The organism is Pseudomarimonas arenosa, from assembly GCF_014841215.1.
GTDB lineage: Bacteria > Pseudomonadota > Gammaproteobacteria > Xanthomonadales > Xanthomonadaceae > Pseudomarimonas > Pseudomarimonas arenosa.
Genome location: NZ_JACYTR010000008.1, coordinates 114089 through 130449 on the forward strand (window position 1 = coordinate 114089; position 16361 = coordinate 130449).

9 protein-coding genes are annotated in these 16361 nt (G+C 64.1%); 2 read left to right on the top strand and 7 right to left on the bottom strand.

The genetic code is table 11. The annotated features are described in order from the left end of the window. Position 1: 1 nt before the first annotated feature. A complete protein-coding gene (locus IFO71_RS06360; RefSeq protein WP_225444438.1) occupies positions 2-4852 on the bottom strand; it encodes an alpha-2-macroglobulin family protein in 4851 nt (1616 codons plus the stop codon). Positions 4853-5191: 339 nt separating this feature from the next. Between IFO71_RS06360 and IFO71_RS06365 the strand changes: the two genes are divergently transcribed. Further along, positions 5192-6601: a cryptochrome/photolyase family protein gene (locus IFO71_RS06365; protein WP_192028703.1), complete on the top strand. Its 1410-nt coding sequence runs from the start codon at positions 5192-5194 to the stop codon at positions 6599-6601. Between the two features lie 53 nt (positions 6602-6654). Then, positions 6655-8124, top strand: a complete 1470-nt coding sequence (locus IFO71_RS06370; RefSeq protein ID WP_192028704.1) for a WS/DGAT/MGAT family O-acyltransferase — start codon at positions 6655-6657, stop codon at positions 8122-8124. A gap of 380 nt (positions 8125-8504) precedes the next feature. On the opposite strand, the gene IFO71_RS06375 is transcribed toward IFO71_RS06370, so the two are convergent. From IFO71_RS06375 to IFO71_RS06400, 6 genes are all read right to left on the bottom strand, one after another. Continuing rightward, positions 8505-10259: a hypothetical protein gene (locus IFO71_RS06375; protein WP_192028705.1), complete on the bottom strand. Its 1755-nt coding sequence runs from the start codon at positions 10257-10259 to the stop codon at positions 8505-8507. Beyond that, positions 10256-12379 (bottom strand): hypothetical protein, encoded by a 2124-nt coding sequence (locus tag IFO71_RS06380; RefSeq protein WP_192028706.1) that lies wholly within the window; start codon positions 12377-12379, stop codon positions 10256-10258. Before IFO71_RS06380 ends, IFO71_RS06375 begins: the two co-directional genes overlap by 4 nt. Continuing rightward, positions 12376-13491 carry a BatA domain-containing protein gene (locus tag IFO71_RS06385; RefSeq protein ID WP_192028707.1) on the bottom strand — a complete coding sequence of 372 codons (1116 nt, stop codon included), beginning with the start codon at positions 13489-13491 and terminating at the stop codon, positions 12376-12378. The genes IFO71_RS06380 and IFO71_RS06385 overlap by 4 nt, the downstream gene beginning before the upstream one ends. Further along, positions 13488-14363: a DUF58 domain-containing protein gene (locus IFO71_RS06390; RefSeq protein WP_192028708.1), complete on the bottom strand. Its 876-nt coding sequence runs from the start codon at positions 14361-14363 to the stop codon at positions 13488-13490. Before IFO71_RS06390 ends, IFO71_RS06385 begins: the two co-directional genes overlap by 4 nt. 3 nt (positions 14364-14366) lie before the next feature. After that, positions 14367-15362: an AAA family ATPase gene (locus tag IFO71_RS06395; RefSeq protein ID WP_192028709.1), complete on the bottom strand. Its 996-nt coding sequence runs from the start codon at positions 15360-15362 to the stop codon at positions 14367-14369. Positions 15363-15453: 91 nt separating this feature from the next. After that, positions 15454-16260, bottom strand: a complete 807-nt coding sequence (locus tag IFO71_RS06400; RefSeq protein ID WP_192028747.1) for a DUF4159 domain-containing protein — start codon at positions 16258-16260, stop codon at positions 15454-15456. Between the last annotated feature and the right edge of the window lie 101 nt (positions 16261-16361).

Below are 16361 nucleotides of genomic sequence, written 5' to 3' on the forward strand. Positions count from 1 at the left end.
CCTACTTGCCGGCTTCCTTGACCACCAGCCGCTCAAACTCCCGCGGCCCGATACTGCGGATGTCGGGGCGGTACATGTCTTCGGCGATCGGTGGCGGTACGACATAGTCGCCTGGCGATACCGCACGGGCCAGGTAGAACAGCTTGGCTTGCTGGCCCTGGTAGAGCTTCACCGCAGCGCTGAAGCGGTCGTCGCGGTACTCCTCGTAAAGCTTTTCCGCCGCCCAGTAGCGCTCGCTCATTGAGGTGCCGTCGATAGTGAGCTCGTTCAAGGTTCCGCGATCGCCCAGACCGAGATTCTCGATCTCGAGCCCGCCGGGTACGCGATCGGTAATGATGGCGTCGGGCACGTTTTCATTCGACTCAACACTGAGTTGAACCAGCAAGGTGTCGCCCTCGCGCAGCGGCTCGCCCTGGTAGCGACTGCCGTCCATGCGGAACCAACTGCGTCGTATGCGCAAGCCGCTGTCTTTTGGTTCAGGAGCAAGTCGACGGAATACCAGGGCGTCCTGCATCAGCCAGCTGCCGCTCGGGCCACTGAAGTCGAGCTGCACTGGATTGCGCAGATCGTTGGCCTTCAGGTGTCGGGCAAACAGGCTGCTGTGGATGGGCTGGCTGGCGCTGCCTTCCTTCAGGCTGGCCTCGACTGCGGGCAGGTCCTGCTTCAGCAGGGCAATGCCCAGGCGGAACACGGCCAGTTGATCCTGAGTGCTGAGCCAGCCACCGCGCGAGCTCATGGCCTGCAATTCTTCGGACACGAACTTCATTCGCTCGGCGAGTTCGCCCAGTGGAACCTCGTGCTGAGTAGCCAGGGCCAGCATCAGGGCATGATCGCGCAGGGTCGAACCGTAGTCGCCCAGGTAGTTCGGACGTTGATCCTCCTTGGCCAAGGCTTCGGCAAAGGCTTGTTCCGCGCGCTGGCTGTCGCCCTGTAGCTGCAGGGCGAGGCCCAGCTGCAGCAAGGGCAGGGCAGTGAGTGAAGCCTGCCGTTCGTGATCCCAGAGACTGCGCAATGTGCCCAGTGGAGCGCGGTTCTGGGTTGCCAGTACGTAGCCGGCGTGTGCCAGCGAGGCAAAGCGCAGATGGCCAGAATTCTCATAGGCCCAGAAGCCGTCACCACCGCTGAGCAGATCGTCGGTGAGGCGCTGCAGACTCTTGTCGAGCATGGCCTGCGATACTTCGAATCCTTGTTCCCTGGCGGCCAGCAACAGCTCGGCCACGTAGGCGGTCATCTGTGGATTGGCATAGGCATCTCCGGGCCAATAGCCGAAGTTGCCGTCGGCCAGCTGCATGGCGGCGATTCGATCGAGACCGGCCCTGACGCGCAGACGGCGCTCATCTTCGGTCAGATCGTCCAGTCCGAAGCGTGCGCGGGTTTCGGCGCTGGCCAATACCAATGGCCAGAGCCGGCTGCTGGTTTGTTCGATGCAGCCATGCGGATAGCCGATCAGCCCCTTCGCCGCCGCGGTCAAGGGCAGCGGCGGTTGGCTGCTGAGGGTCAGATTGAGTGCGGCAATGTCGTCGCGGCCCACGCCGGGCCAGCCCTGACCAAGGCTGATCTGCGTCGGGCCGCTGAGCTGGCGTGCCTGCGATAGCCGCTCACCCGGCCAGGCCGAGCGCAGGCGAAACTCGGCGCGTTGCGACCAGTCGATCTGATCGCCCTTGGCGCTGACCCGGAAGCCAAGCAGATTTTCGCCGTCGCTAGCCCTGCCGGCCTGCAGGCGCATCTTGAGCGTCTTCCGTTCGCCGCCGTTCAAGGTGAACGACTGCCTGGCACTGCCACCGAGCAGACTCAGCGCATCATCGAGCTCAATCGACAGCGCGAAGGATTGTGTCTGCTCGAGTGTGTTGTGTAGATCGATGGTGAGCTGGGCGGTGTCGCCCGGCGCCATCACCCGTGGAGAGCTGACCTCCACGACCAGCGGTGCCCGCACCTTGGTTTCGTTGCTGGCCTTGCCGTAGTGGTCGGTGGAGTAGGCCAAGGCGCTGATGCGCAGGGCGCCGTTGAATTCAGGCGCAGCAAACTCGAGTCTGGCCTTGCCTTCGGCATCGAAGGCCACGGCATCGAGAATTACTTCGGCAGTCTTGGTTCGCGAGGTTGGTCGCCGCGCTTGCGGCAGGCCGGAGAAGGCAGCGTCACCGCCGTAGCGCAGCCGTGCGCGCGAACCACCGAGACGCTCGATCAGCTTGCCGTAAAGATCACGTCCGTCCACACCCAGGGCGCGCGGCGCGAAGAAATAGCTGGCCGCATCGGGCACTTCATAGCCGGTCAATGCCAGTACACCCAGATCCACCGCTTTTAGCTGTACCTGCGCTTGCTTGCCGGCCAGCGCCGGAGCCGACACCTCAACATTGATAGGCGCGCCAGGACGCACCACGTCGATCTCGCTGATCGACAAGGCCACGTCTCGATCACGTCGTTCCATCGGCACATGGACCACGCCGATCGCACGCGGCGGGCTCTGCATGTCCGCAGTACCGACCGGCCGGAACATCAGCGCCGTGAGATAGACGTCATGACGCTCCCACTCGTTCGATACCGGCAGCTGAATCTCCAGACCTTCACGGGCCTGGAATGGCTCGGCAGAGAGCAGGCTGTCGGTTTCCACCAGCAGCACGCCGGGGCCATCGTAGGGTGGGTTCAACGTGACGGTGAGCGTTTCACCTGCACGATAGGCGCTGCGATCGAGCTGCAGGCGCACCTTGTCCGGGCGCGGCTCCTGCTCATTGTCACTGCCATTCCAGCGCCAGCCGACCTGCACCGGCAGGGTCAGGGTCTGCTGGGTGGTGGGATTGGACACCCGCACCTCGTACTCGCCCCAGGCCAGTCGGAACTGCGTGTGCAATGGGCGATCGGCGCTGAGTTGCAGTTCGCGCTGCTCGACCTCCTCCTCGCGCAGACTCCAATCGGCCCGCCAGCCGCCACTGGGGTTCCAGCGCCAGTGGTAGTCGCGGTGTTTGCGTACCAGGGTTACCGACAGCGAGCCGGCCTGCAGTTGACCGGCAGCGTCGCTGAGCAGGAATTCGAATCCAGCATCGCTATTGACGTCGGCACCTTCCTGGTAGTCGAACATCGGGCGAACACCGATCAACACGTCGTGCGGCAGCAGGTTGCGAACCAGTGAGCGGCGAATCGCGCGACCACCCGACTCAAACAGGCTGGCCGCCACCCGCACTTCAACCGCGTGAGCGGTGGCCTTGCTGTCATCGATCAGACCGAGTGTGGCCTGGTACTTTCCCTGCTCGTCCAGGTGTGCATCCAGCGCCGCCTGTGGCTCCTTGGGCAGAGGTGCCTCCGGCGAGGCATAGAAGAAATCCTTGCGCGAGCTGATCGGATGCACGGCCGGACGGTAGATCAGATCGGCGGTGATACGCTGTCCTGCGGCTGGGGCGCCGTACAGGAATGCGCCATCGAACTCGACGTTAAGGTCGGTGCCCGGCTTGAGCGGCGCATCGGGGGCGTTGAGAGCGAGCTTCATCCGCTCGGGCAGGAATTCCTCAACTCGGAAGTCCCAGCGTCCCAGTACTTGCTTGCCCTTGGCATCCGCTTGAATCACCAGTTGCCAGCGCCCGGTGGCGGCATCCTCGGCCACCGGCGCCTGCAGTCGGTAGGCGCCGAGCGCTGCAGGTTCCAGCACCCGCGCTGACAGGCTGCGGCCATCGGGCTGCCGCAGTTGCGCGAACACCGGCGGCGCCGGCTCTGGCAATCGCCCATCGAAGTCGCGCAGCAGGATGGAAACATCCAGGGTTTCGCCCGGTCGATACAGGTCGCGTCCCGACCAGATGAACGCATCCAGCGCCGTTTGCGGCCGCCCGCCGACAGAAAAATCAGACAGATCCAAGGCCGGCTGACGCATCGACAGCAGGCTGATCTCGTCGCCCGCGCGTGCTATCAGCACCTGGTCGGGCGTGGCCGGCAGATCGAATGTGGCATTGCCGGCGCCATCGGTTTCCGCGCTGCCCAGCAGGGCGCCCTTGGCATCGAGCAGTTCCAAGGCCACGCCGGCGCGGGCGCGACCGCTGCCGAGTGAGGCCACGTGCACCCACTGTGAGCGTGGGTAGGTACGCACGTGCAAACCGAGATCGGTCACCGTGAAGTGAGTGGCCTCGTAGCGGCCGTCGAAGCTGCCGGGCTGCCGCATCACGGCAAAATACAGGCCGGGTTCGCGCAGTTCGGCCAGACTTTGTACGGGGATCTGATTGACCGTGCGCTCGTTTTCTGGCGCTTCCAGGGCGAAACGATTGGCGTAGACCGACTCAGCCAGCTTGGCGATCTCACGCAGTTCCCATTGGCTGCGCTGGCCGTTGCTGCGCCAGCGTTCAAAGAACTGCGAGTAGCGCTGTGGCGGTACGCGAAAGAACTCCAGATCCGCTTCGCTGGCATTCACCGATACCACCGGTAGCCCGGCCTGGTCGCCAGCCCGAAGCACGCTGCCCTTGCTGGCAAAGACCAGCAGCGGTGGCAGGTTGCCCGAGTGCACCTCTTTCAGCAGCTTGGCGCCGAGGGTGGTACCGTCGGCGGCCGCCAGTTCGCCGCTCAAACTCAAGGTGTAGCTGCGGTTGGCTGCGACGAACGGAAAGCGCAGCAGATTCTCGTTGCTGTCATAGATCCAGGCGCCCTGGGGCCGTTTGCCGCTGGCGTCCTTGACATCGATGCGTTGATCGAACGGTTGGTTGCCGGCCAGCGGTCGATCGAACTTAAGCACCAACTCCGGATGCCCTTCCTGGCTGCGGCTGCCGGCGGCCAACAGGGTGAGATGCTCGGCCAAGGGCTGCTTGGGCGCCTCGATCGCCAGGGGGTCAGGCTCGGTCACCGTGCTGGGCGATGGGGCTGGCGGCTGACAGGCGAGCAACAGAGCGCACAGCGCGCTGATCAGAAGGCAGGTGCAGCACCTTCGGACGGTTGATTTCAGACCGGCTCGTCCCAGAATCCTTGCGTGCATCTGTCGCTCTCCCCATGGCTATGTCGCGCAAGCGGGTGGCCTGGGCGCACAGGGTGGTTGGCCGATCTTCCGGTCACCCTGCGAATAGCCCCGCGACCAAGGCTCGGCAGCGGCCATCAGTATAGGGTTGCCGCTCGACAATCACATGGCGCAATTCGGGCGAAATGTGGCTCTCGACATTTTATTGCGCGCAATCGGCTAGGGTGGGCGCCGACCGCCATCGCCAATCCTCATTGCCAGCAGAACACCATGACTCAACATGCCATCGTCTGGCTGCGCCGAGATCTGCGCCTGGGTGATCATCCGGCCCTGCAAGCGGCCCTCGATGCAAGACTGTCGCCGCTGTTCGTGTACATCGACGATCCGGCAGGCGAGGGTGACTGGCCGCTGGGAGCGGCCTCCCGTGCCTGGCTGCGACGGTCCTTGCAGGCGCTTGATGGCGATTTGCGAAAGCGTGGCTCGGCGCTGCTCCTGCGCGCTGGCGACAGTCTGACCGAGCTGCGCAAGCTATGTGCCGAGTCGGGTGCCGCAAAGGTGCTGTGGAATCGTCGCTACGAGCCTGCGGTGCGCAAGCGTGACAGCGAGATCAAACAGACCTTGCTCGAGCAGGGCATCGACGCCAGAAGCTTCAACGGCAGCCTGCTGTTCGAGCCGTGGACGGTGCAGACCAAACAGGACGGCCCGTACCGCGTGTTCACTCCCTACTGGCGGCAACTCGAGGCGCGCTGGGACAGCCTGCCGCAGGCCGAACCCGCGCCCTCACGTTTGCCCGCCGCGCCCGCGTTTGCCTCGCTGCCATTGGACGACGTCGTGCCCGCGCCGCGGCCAGGCTGGGATGCAGGTTTCTTTCAGGCGTCGGCGCCAGGCGAGCAGGCTGCGTTGCAGCGCTGCCGAGAATTTCTGACCCGGGTCGGCAAGTACAAGGAGGGGCGCGATCTGCCGGCTGAGGACAACACTTCGCGACTCAGCGTGCACTTGGCCTTCGGCGAAATCTCGCCGCGGCAGATCATCGCCGTCGCCCACGAGCTTGGGCTCAGCTATCCAAGCTGCGCGGCCTTCTATCGTGAGCTTGGCTGGCGCGAGTTCTCCTATCACCTGATGTACCACTTCCCGCACAGCTGCGAGCAGGATCTGACCGAGCAGCTGCGTGCCATGATCTGGCTGCCGGCGAAACCCGATGTGTTGGCGGCCTGGCAGAACGGGCGCACTGGCATTCCCATCATCGATGCCGCGATGCGCGAGCTGTGGCAGACCGGCATCATGCATAACCGTTGCCGCATGATTGTCGCCAGTCTGCTGACCAAGAATCTCGGCTACTACTGGCGACATGGTGCCGACTGGTTCTGGGATACGCTGATCGACGCTGATCTGGCCAACAACACCCAGGGCTGGCAATGGACAGCCGGTACCGGCGCCGACGCGGCGCCGTACTTCCGCGTGTTCAATCCTGTCTCACAAGGCCAGCGGTTTGATCCTGATGGCGCCTATATTCGCCGCTGGCTGCCGGAGCTGAAGTCGCTGGATAAGAAGGCCATCCATGCGCCATGGGAGTGCAACACCCACTTGAATGGCTACCCCGACAAGCCGATCGTCGATCTGAAGGCAAGCCGCGAGGCCGCACTTCAGCGCTACCAACACGCACGTCGCGAAACGCGTTGACCTGCCGCCGCTCAGGCTCGACCATGGTGGCCTGACCGAGCCGGGGGCGGCTGATGAACTTGATGGGGTGGGCGACCACGCAGGGCGAGGCGATGTCGAATGTCGACACTGCCTGGCTGCGAATGGAGAAGCCAGGCAACCTGATGATGATCACCGGTGTGCTGCGTCTTGCCACGCCGCTGCGTTACAAGCGCCTGGTTGACCTGCTTGAACAGCGCTTCCTCGCCTATCCGAGGTTTCGCCAACGTGCGGTGGATGGCCCCGAAGGTGCGCACTGGGAAAACGACGCCGAGTTCGACATCACTCGCCACGTCACGCGACTGAAATTGCCAGGCCGAGCCGATGAGGCGGCCCTGCAGGATGCGGTCAGCGAGCTGGCCTCAACGCCGCTGAGTGGCGATCATCCGTTGTGGCAGTTTGATCTCATTGAGCGCTTTGAAGGCGGTAGTGTGGTGGTCTGCCGTATTCATCACTGCTACGCCGATGGCATGGCCCTGGTGCAGGTGATGCTCAGCCTTACCGACAGTTCCCCCGACGCCAAGAGAGAGCAGCACTGGCTGGAGGAGGAGGCACGCGCAGAGCCCTCGGCGCAGTCCTTGCCCCCGGTGCTGCAGAGGCTGGACAAGGCGATCAAATTCGGTACCCGTACCTTAGGCAAGTGGCTGGAAGCCTGGAAGGAACCGGGCGCCACCGCGCACCTCACGCATGAGGCGGTGGCCTTTGCCCAGGAGTTGGTGCATGCGATTGGTCTCAGTGACGACGATGTGACCTCTCTGAAAGGGGCATTGAGTGAGGAGAAGCGCTGCGCCTGGGCCGTGCCGCTGGAACTCGATGAGGTGAAGGCAGTCAGCCGAGGCTTTGGCTGCACCGTGAATGATCTGCTCCTGGCCTGCGCTGCCGGCGCTATTCGTCAGGTGTTGCTGGATAACGGTGAGCCGGTGGACGGACTCACCCTGCGCGCCACCGTGCCGGTGAACCTGCGCCCACGCGCCCATGCGCGGCGTCTCGGCAATCACTTTGGGCTGGTGTTTCTTGATCTGCCCGTCGGTGAGGCTTGCCCGCCAGCGCGGGTGCGGGCGGTAGGCGCGGCGATGCGCGAACTGAAGAACTCGCGTCAGGCTGCGGTTTCATATGGTTTGTTGGGTGTGCTCGGCATGGCGCCGACCTCGGTGCAACGACATGCTCTGGACCTGCTGAGTCGCAAGGCCACCCTGGTGGCGACCAATGTGCCGGGACCGAAGCAGCCGCTGTATCTGGCCGGTGTCGAGGTGTCGCGGATGATGTTCTGGGTGCCGCAGACTGGCAGCATTGGCCTGGGTATCAGCCTGTTGAGTTATGCCGGCAAGGTGTACTTCGGTCTGATTGCCGACCGTGCTCGTCTGCATGACCCCGACCGCGTAGCTCGCGCCTTTAATCAGGAGTTTGAGCACATGCTCACCTTGGTATTGCTCAGCGATTGGGAGAAGGCGCCGGATGAGTTTGCCGACGATGCCTGGGCCTGGTTGGGTGAAGGCTGTCGCTGATCTGTTTTGGCCGTCCGACACGGAGTCGGCGTAGGGTTGGGTCGTTGCCTGCCGCCTTTTCTTGGGGCGTCGCTTTGAGTTGAGCTTGTCTGTTGATCTTGCCTTTCTCGCGGTGGCTTGCAGCGGAGGACAATTCGCAAAGAGGGTGGAGAGGCCTCGGGTCGAGACGTAGAGAACGCCTCGCGATTCGCTAAGGAATCTCTGAACAAGTTCAGAGTTTCCCGCGGTGTAAGGATGCACCGTCGCGATCAACAACGTACGTTGTTGATCAGCGTTTTCGAGCGAAGCTCGACCTAGCCGCGGAGCGGCCGAAACGAGTTCGGACCTGTGCCGAACTCGGCACGTCTGAAAAGTCCAGGATGGACTTGTTCAGACCTTCCCTAACGGACCTGCCGTGCCTCCGTTTGGTGTGCGCTTCCTATCAATCGCCGCTCCCACAGCCACACCAACATGGCCAGCGCCGCCCACGCCGCCAGCAGCAGGGTGTGTTGCAGGTCAGTGCTGATCCCGGGCGTGTAGTCGCCGTTCCACGGCGCCGCCTTGGCGTAAGCCTCCGTGGCCTCGCGCCGCTGAGCAGCGAGCAAGGGCGCCAGTTGTTCCGATTCGAACACATCGATCCACTGAGGTTCGGGCTGCCCAGCGCTGGATTCGATCTGCCACAGCCCCGGGCGCGATGGCCAGAAGCCAACGCAGCCTGTGTTTGCATCCCGTAGCGTTTCGATCCGTTCGCCGTCGGGGCCGATCAGGGTCGGAGGGCGATCGCCACCGCACAGGGTGGCCCGTTGTTTGACCAAGGGCGTGGTGAGTGCTCGCCAGCGCGGTTCAGATGAAGCGCTGCGCGCCAGTTCATGTAGCAGCGCCGCCCAATGACTGGCATGAACCTCAGGATGTGCCTGCTGCACGTACTGGAAGGTGTCGTTAAGCCAGGTGAGTCCCACCCGTCCACGTCCGAGCGCATTCCAGGTCGAGTGTCCGAGGGCTGCGTCGTCCCGGAGAGGGTGCGCGTCAACGGCTCGCAATGGCCAGGCATGCAGCGCCGTCCCTGAGGCCAGACGGGGAACTAAGAAAAGCGGCTGGACTTCAATCGGTGCCTCGCCGGTCGATTCGATACTGAGGCCGAGCTGTTGCCAGGTTTGCAATCGTGCAGGGCTGGCCGGCTCGGTGACGCGCAGCAGCAGGCCGAGTCCATTGCGCACCGCCTCGACAATCAGTTCGCGCTGTTGGCCCACCTGCTGCCAGCTGCGGTCATCGATCAGCACCAGGTCCAGCTCTGCCAGCGAGGCGGGCGATAGGGCCGGTTGGCCTCGGCGCAGTGCCAAGGACGGGGCCACGCCGATCTGCGCATCAAGCTGGATGCCGGCGTCGGTGGCCCAGCGGCGCAGGAACTTCAGCTCTGGCGACGGCGTGGCGGCGATCAACAGCATACGCATCTGGCTCGGGATATGGGCCTGCAGCGGCAATGGCAGCGATTGCACCATGCGCTCCTCGTCCCGTAGTTCCACTGTGTAACGCAGGGGCGAAGCCAAGGGGGTGCTGCCGACGAGTTGAAATTCGCCGGCCTCGTCAACCGCCGTCTGATCGAGATCGTTTCCGGCCGGATCGACGAGGTGCAGGTTCAATCCCGATCTTGTCGGCTGCACCCGACCGCGTACCGTCCAGCGTTGCCCGACACTGACTGTGCGCGGCGCACTTAGCTTGACGATGCCGGGGGCAGTGGGGTTGACCGGTTCGAATTGCAGCGGCAACCCTGCGAGCAGTGCCAGTTGGTCGCTGGACAGACCATCGCCAGCCAGCACGAGCGCCGCAGGCTGCTTGCGCAGCGCGGCGCCAAGATCAGGCACCGGTTGCGCGTTCGGCCAGGGCAGAGCGTCGGGCAAGGCCAGCCACTCCAGCTCCGGGAACCTTGACTGCAGTGCAACAACATGTTCAGCAGTGGCGCCCTTGGTGATGAGTCCGAACGGCAGCGGGGTGTTGCTGGGTTGCCACAGCACCACGCCGGCTAGCCCGGCAAGCAGGATCGGTTGAGCACAGAGCAGAGCCCAGCGCCGCTGCTTGCCCAATCGCGCCATGGCGACCAAGGCGGCGGCCGCCAAGGTCAGGAGAACAGCCAGTGTCGGATCTGGCACTCCGCTCATTGGCCCTGCTCCAGCTGAGAGAGATAGGCCGAACCCGCCGCTCCGCCATCGCTTCGTCGTTTCGGGGCTGCGGCTGGCATCGGCAAGGCCGGCCATAGCTGCTGTTGCAAGCGCTGCCGACAGGCGAGACAGGCGGGGTCACGCCGTAGCGCATCCAGTTCTGCCATCGCGCCAAGCGGGTCCGGCAGCGAACCTGGCGCGTTGGACAGCCAGTCGGCGAGGGCGTCGAGCGGCAAGTGATCGCTCGACTGCAGCGCCTGCCACCAATCGGCCAGCGGAGCGGGGGTATTCCGTGCCGCGAGCATGCGGTCCTGAGCCAGGGAGCGCGGGCGATCTTCGCCGCTCAGTCGGCGACTGAAGTCGACCGCTGGCAGCTCCAACCCAACCCGGGCCAGATAGATGCGATTGGCCTGCTGGACCTGCTTGATCAGATCGAGTGCGCGGTACTCGAAGGGCAGGGCGACTTCAGGCTTACCCAGACGCAGCTGTCCCTCGGCCTGCCACATCTCGCCGAGCGCGGCGCGCAGCAAGCTGCGCGTGCGAGGGTCGAGCAGGGTGGCTGCTTCGGCCATGTCGTGCAGATGGCCGACTTCGGCGATCAGACTGCCGGTTTCACCAAACCCTGTGCTGCTATCGGCTGAATTGCCTTCGTGATCATGGTCATGGCCATCGTCCTCATGATGAGCGTCCGACTCGTCAGCGTCTGCGGGTCCGCTGCCAGGTAGATTTCCAGCCTCCGATTCTTCGCCCAGAAACTGGCCGTAGCGCAGGCGCAGGATGCGCTGGTCCACGCCCAGGGCGTCGGAACGACTTAACAGTGCATCCGATCCGATCGCAGCACGTTCGGCGATCAGGGCCTCGGTGTCGATGATGATCTGGCGCTGGCTGCGGAAGTAGGCCGGCAGGGTGCGTTGCACCAGGCCCTCGACACCGCTGCCCTCGGCGGAAGGCCGGTCAGGCCAGCGCAGGATCAGGGCCGGGCTGCGCGCCAATTGCGCTTGTGGTGCGCGGTTGTCGAGAATTTCCAGCCGGACAATCAGGTCATCTCCCTGGGCAAAGCCCAGCGCATTCAAGTCCAGCGGGCGGCGAAAGCGCTGCTTTGTTGCCTCGCCTTCGCCGGTCAGCGGCAGTCGGCGCTCGACCACGGTCACCTGCTCGCCGCTGCCCTGGGCCAAGGTCAGGGTCAGTTCAGCCCGGCCCAGCCCATAGTCGTCCTCAACCAGAAACTCCATCGACCACTGACGCTCCGCCGCATCAATGATCGTAAGCGTGCGCTCGGGCTTGATGACGCTGATTTGCGGTGGGCGATCGGTCTCTGCATCGATGCGATACAACCCTCCGTCGTCAGCTGCCGGAGCCCCCTGGATCTGCAATCGGTACAACGTGGATTCGGCAAACGTCCGTTCCGCTTCGAATCGACCGTCCCGCGGCTCAAGCTCAAGCACGCTGCCATCGACGAAGTGCAGCTGGGCCGAGCTTGGCGGCAGGGCAAACTGCAGCGACCAACGCAGCCTGCTGTTCTGTTCAACCTGTGCATTGAGTTGCTCCAGCTGTCGTTCGGCACGTCCGGTGTACGGCGGTGGAACCACGTGCAGCTGCACTTGCAAGGATTGTTCAACGGCCGCTGGCGGCGTGCCCTGCTCAACAGCGGGCGTTGCGGTGCCAGCTTCAGGTCGAGGCAGCAAGGGCCACGCCGCAGCCATGGTCGCCAACACACATGAAAGCGCCGTGCCACGCCAGGGCAGGGGGCGGCGAAGCTCCGGAAGGGGGTGCGCCGCCAGGCGCTGCAATACACGCTGGCGCTGCAGTGTCTGCACTGCCGACAAGCGCTGTGGATCGGCGTCGAGCAGATCGCTGCTGTCTTCCAGGTCGATCCGCGCTGCATCCAGCGCCCGGGCCATCCAGGCGCGGTCCAGGCGCTGCAGCGACCTGGCCAGACCCCAGCCGCGCCACACGAGCAGCACGGTGAGGCCGCCCCATAGCAGAGCGTTCCAGCGCAGCCCACCTTGGACGGCCGCCAGCAGCATCAGCGCCAGCAGCCAGGGCAACAGCGGCCATACCGCGTTCAGCGCTGCCCGTATGCGCACCCGTCGCAGCAAGGCTGGCAGAGCGTGGCTCACTGCGCTCGCCCGTGCAGCCGACGACCATTGGCTAGCCAGCGCTCAGCCAGCAACAGCAGGGCGGCCAGCAAGGCCACCCAGGGGCGCAAGTCGAGCGGCGGCACACGCAGTGCTGCCTCAAGCTTGGGCTCGACCGTCGGCACGACGCTGGCCGCGGGCGCCTGCTGCGGTTGCGGATGGCGGCGGAACAGCCACTGATGCAGCTGCTGCGGAAAATCGGCTTCGAGCACCTCCGGCATGCTGTCGGGCCTCAGCGGTCCGTGAAGTCGAGCGTCGCCCTGTGGCAGCGCGGTCCATGGGCGTTCACGCGCTGTGCTCGGTGTCGCGCCGGCGGGAACCTGCAACAGCGGAACTCGCTGCTGTGCAAATCGCGGCGCTGGATGATCGCCGAGCCAAAGCACAGCATCAGCATCGGCCGGCACCGAGGCTTCCGCGTCGCCTCGGTCGATCGTTGTGGCAAGGGCCGGGTCATCGGCCCAGGCCTGCAGCGCGGCCTCCAGCCATTGGCTGGGTGAGGCTGCCTGCTCAACGCGCAGACTCAGCTTGCGCACCTTCAGCGTCGGGCCGTCGGTCGCCACCGACTGCACCACTTGCCACTGCACTGCACGCGCCAACCCCAGTGAAGTCGCATCGAGACCTGACAGTTGTTCTGGCACCAGCACGGTCAAGCGGTCGGCAGCCGGCAGGTCGGCGGCCAGCTGCCGCAGCAGGCTGGCCGTCTGGTCCGGTGCAGACGGTATTGCCTCAGTGCTTAGTTCCGGGTAGCCCGGCGCCAACCACAGGTTTCGATCCGCAGCGGGCAGCGCCATGGCAGCCGAAGCAGCGACTCCTGGCCAGACGGCGCGCCATTGCAGACCGCGGCCCTGCCAGTTGAGCCATTGCGGTGCCGCAAGCCAGAGCAGCAGCAGGCTCAACAGCAGCAGGCGCAGAATCAGTAGCGGCCATTCGCTGATCTTGCGTTGTTGTCTTGGTGGCTGGTGGTGCCCGACAAAGCGCAGTGCCGCAAACGAGCGCGGGCTGCTCTTGCGCCGCGGGAGTCGGTGGATAAGTACGGGCAGCAGCAGGCCTACCAAACCGGTCAGCGCGATCGGCCACAGCAGGCCAAGACTCATCGGTTACCTGCCTGCAGAACCTTGCGCAAGGCGCCGATCCCGGCCTGATCGATTCGATGCTCATCGAACAGAACGCCAACGCTGCTCAGATTGGCCATCTGCTCGCGTCGTGCCGCCTGAAATCGGGCAATGAAGTCGGCGCGCGAAGCATCGGCATCCAAGGCCAGTTCGGCGCCGCTTTCGGGGTCAATCAAACGCCAGCTGCCGTGCAGGGAAAACTCCGCTTCGACATCCGTGCTCAGGGCGATATGCCGTACATCGCGCCCCGTCGCAGCCAGGGAACAGGCCAGCCAATCGCCGGTCGGCTCAAATCCATCACCGATCATCAGCACCACCGCTTCGTGGGCAATCAGGCCAAACAGCCGCTCCAGAGCCAGTCGATCGGGCCAGGCGCCCTTTGCTTGCGCGGCAAGCAGGTGAGCGAAACAGCGATCGCGATGGCGCGGGCCGCCGCCCAGCGACACGGGTTGCAGGCTGCTATCGCCAATCAGCACCAGGCCGAAACGGTCATTCTGTCGTCTGGCAATCTCCAGCATGGCTGCGGCCAGCTGTTTGGCACAACTTAGCTTGTCGTTGCCCTTAGTATCCTGCTCCGCCATCGAAGCACTGCAATCGAGCAGTACCCAGATTGTCAGAGCCGCTTCACTCTCGGATTCACGAACAAAGTAGCGATCGCTGCGGGCAAACAGCTTCCAGTCGATGCGACGTGGCTCATCACCTGGTTCATAGCCTCGATGCTGGGAGAACTCCAGCCCCGGGCCGCGTCGTCGTGAGGCATTCAAGCCGAGTGGCCCGGCGCTGGGAGGTCGTCGCGCGCGCAGCACCAGGCCACGCAATTGCGCACGCAGTTCGCTCGTCAGTAGCCCTTCCAAACCCTACTCCGCGTCGCAGGGCACGGCCTGCAGCAAGGCGGCGATCAGATCGGTCACGCGCTTGCCTTCCGCTTCGGCTCGGTAGTTCAGCAGCAAGCGATGACGCATCACCGGCAATGCAATGGCTTCGATATCGGTCCGGGTGGCGGCCAATCGCCCATGCAGCAACGCGCGCGCCTTGGCACACAGTACCAGGGCCTGACCGGCGCGCGGACCGACGCCCCACTGGACATAGTCGCGTACTGCCTGCGGCGCATCGGGCCCCGGCCGGGTGGCGCGCAGCAGGCGAGCGATCCAGCGCAACAGATGTTCGCTGATGTGCAGCTCACGCACGCGAGCCTGCAGGGCGAGCACCGCCTCGGCATCGAGCACCTGTGGTACCTGCTGTCGCTGTGTCCCGGTGGTCGCCGTGATGATCTGCAACTCCTCCTCGGCGCTCGGGTAGTCAACCATGATGTTCAGGAGGAAGCGGTCCAGCTGCGCCTCCGGCAGTGGATACGTGCCGGCCTGCTCGATCGGGTTCTGCGTCGCCAGCACAAAGAAGGGCCGCGGCAGTTCGTGGGTGGTGCCGGCGTAGCTGACCGTACCCTCTTGCATGGCTTCGAGCAGGGCCGATTGGGTTTTTGGCGGCGTACGGTTCAGTTCGTCGGCCAGCAACAAGTGTGTGAACACCGGGCCTTGCTGAAACTGAAAATAGCGCTTTCCCGTGCCGTGATCTTCTTCCAGAATCTCGGTGCCGATGAGGTCGCTGGGCATCAGGTCAGGGGTGAACTGTACTCGACGGAACGATAGGTGCAGGGCCTGGCCCAGTGCTCGCACCAACAAGGTCTTGCCCAGGCCCGGCACCCCTTCTAGCAGGCAATGGCCGCCGGCGAACAGACCGACCAGTAGCTGTTCGACGACTTCGGCCTGACCAACCACGGCCCGGCCGATGGCTGCGCGCAGGGCGGCGATCTGTTCCTGTTCCTTGGCCAGCTGGGTTTCCAGTAGTGCGCTCATCCGTCTTCCTTCGGGTGTTGCATCTGATTTCGTCGCCGCGAGTGGCGCGCACGGAAATCAAACAGGTGGGGGTCTGACGTCCGGCAGCCTGCTATGAGTTCAACGCATACATCACGATATTCACCGCGAACTTGGTGTTGTCTTCGGCCAGCCAGCGTTTGTTGCGCCAGTCGTAGTCCCATTCGCAGCCATAATCCTTGTTGCTGTACAGCAGGCCCAGGCGACCGTCGAACTCGATGCCTTTCAAATATTCATGCACCAGGTCGTCGCCCCAGCCATTCAATTCAAAGCTGGTCGCCGGGGGTTCCTCGAATCGAAAGAAGCTGCTGTACAGGGCGTGACTGTTTGGCAGCTTGCTTAAGGCGCCGGCACCGAAAATTCGCGACATTTCGTCTTCAAACGATCGCGCAAACAGGCCGTCGATATCGTGGTTGCAATCGTCGACGAACAGAAAACCGCCGTTGCGCAGATAGGTCTCGAGATGACGGCGTTCATCCGCATTGAACTCGACCAGCTTGTGCCCGGATAGATAGCAAAACGGTGCACTCAGCATGCGTGGATCGGCCAGGGGAAGCACATGTTCATTAGGGTCGACCCGCAATGAGGTGTACTGCACCAGGGCATCGAGCAAGTTGCTCGGCATGCGCTGATCCACATCCCAGTCACCCGATTCGTACATCAGCCGAGTGAACCAGAAGTCGTAGCGGCCGTTGCCAAAGGCGAGCCTCAAGGGCAGGGCGGCCGCGACTGTTGCTCCGATCAGGGTATTAAGTATCTGGCGACGCGTGAGTCCCTTGGCCGGGCAGGGGTTGGGGAGGGGAGATGTGACTGCAAGCCTTCCCCCTCTCCCCCAGCCCCTCCCCCGCGAGGGGGGAGGGGAGCACACAGCGAGTTGCATCGATTGCGTTGCGGCTGGATTTGCCGATTCGACCGGTGCGTCCAAGACGCACCGTTTGTCAGCAATACGCGGGGCGCGAGGTTTATCCATGGCTCGCCCCT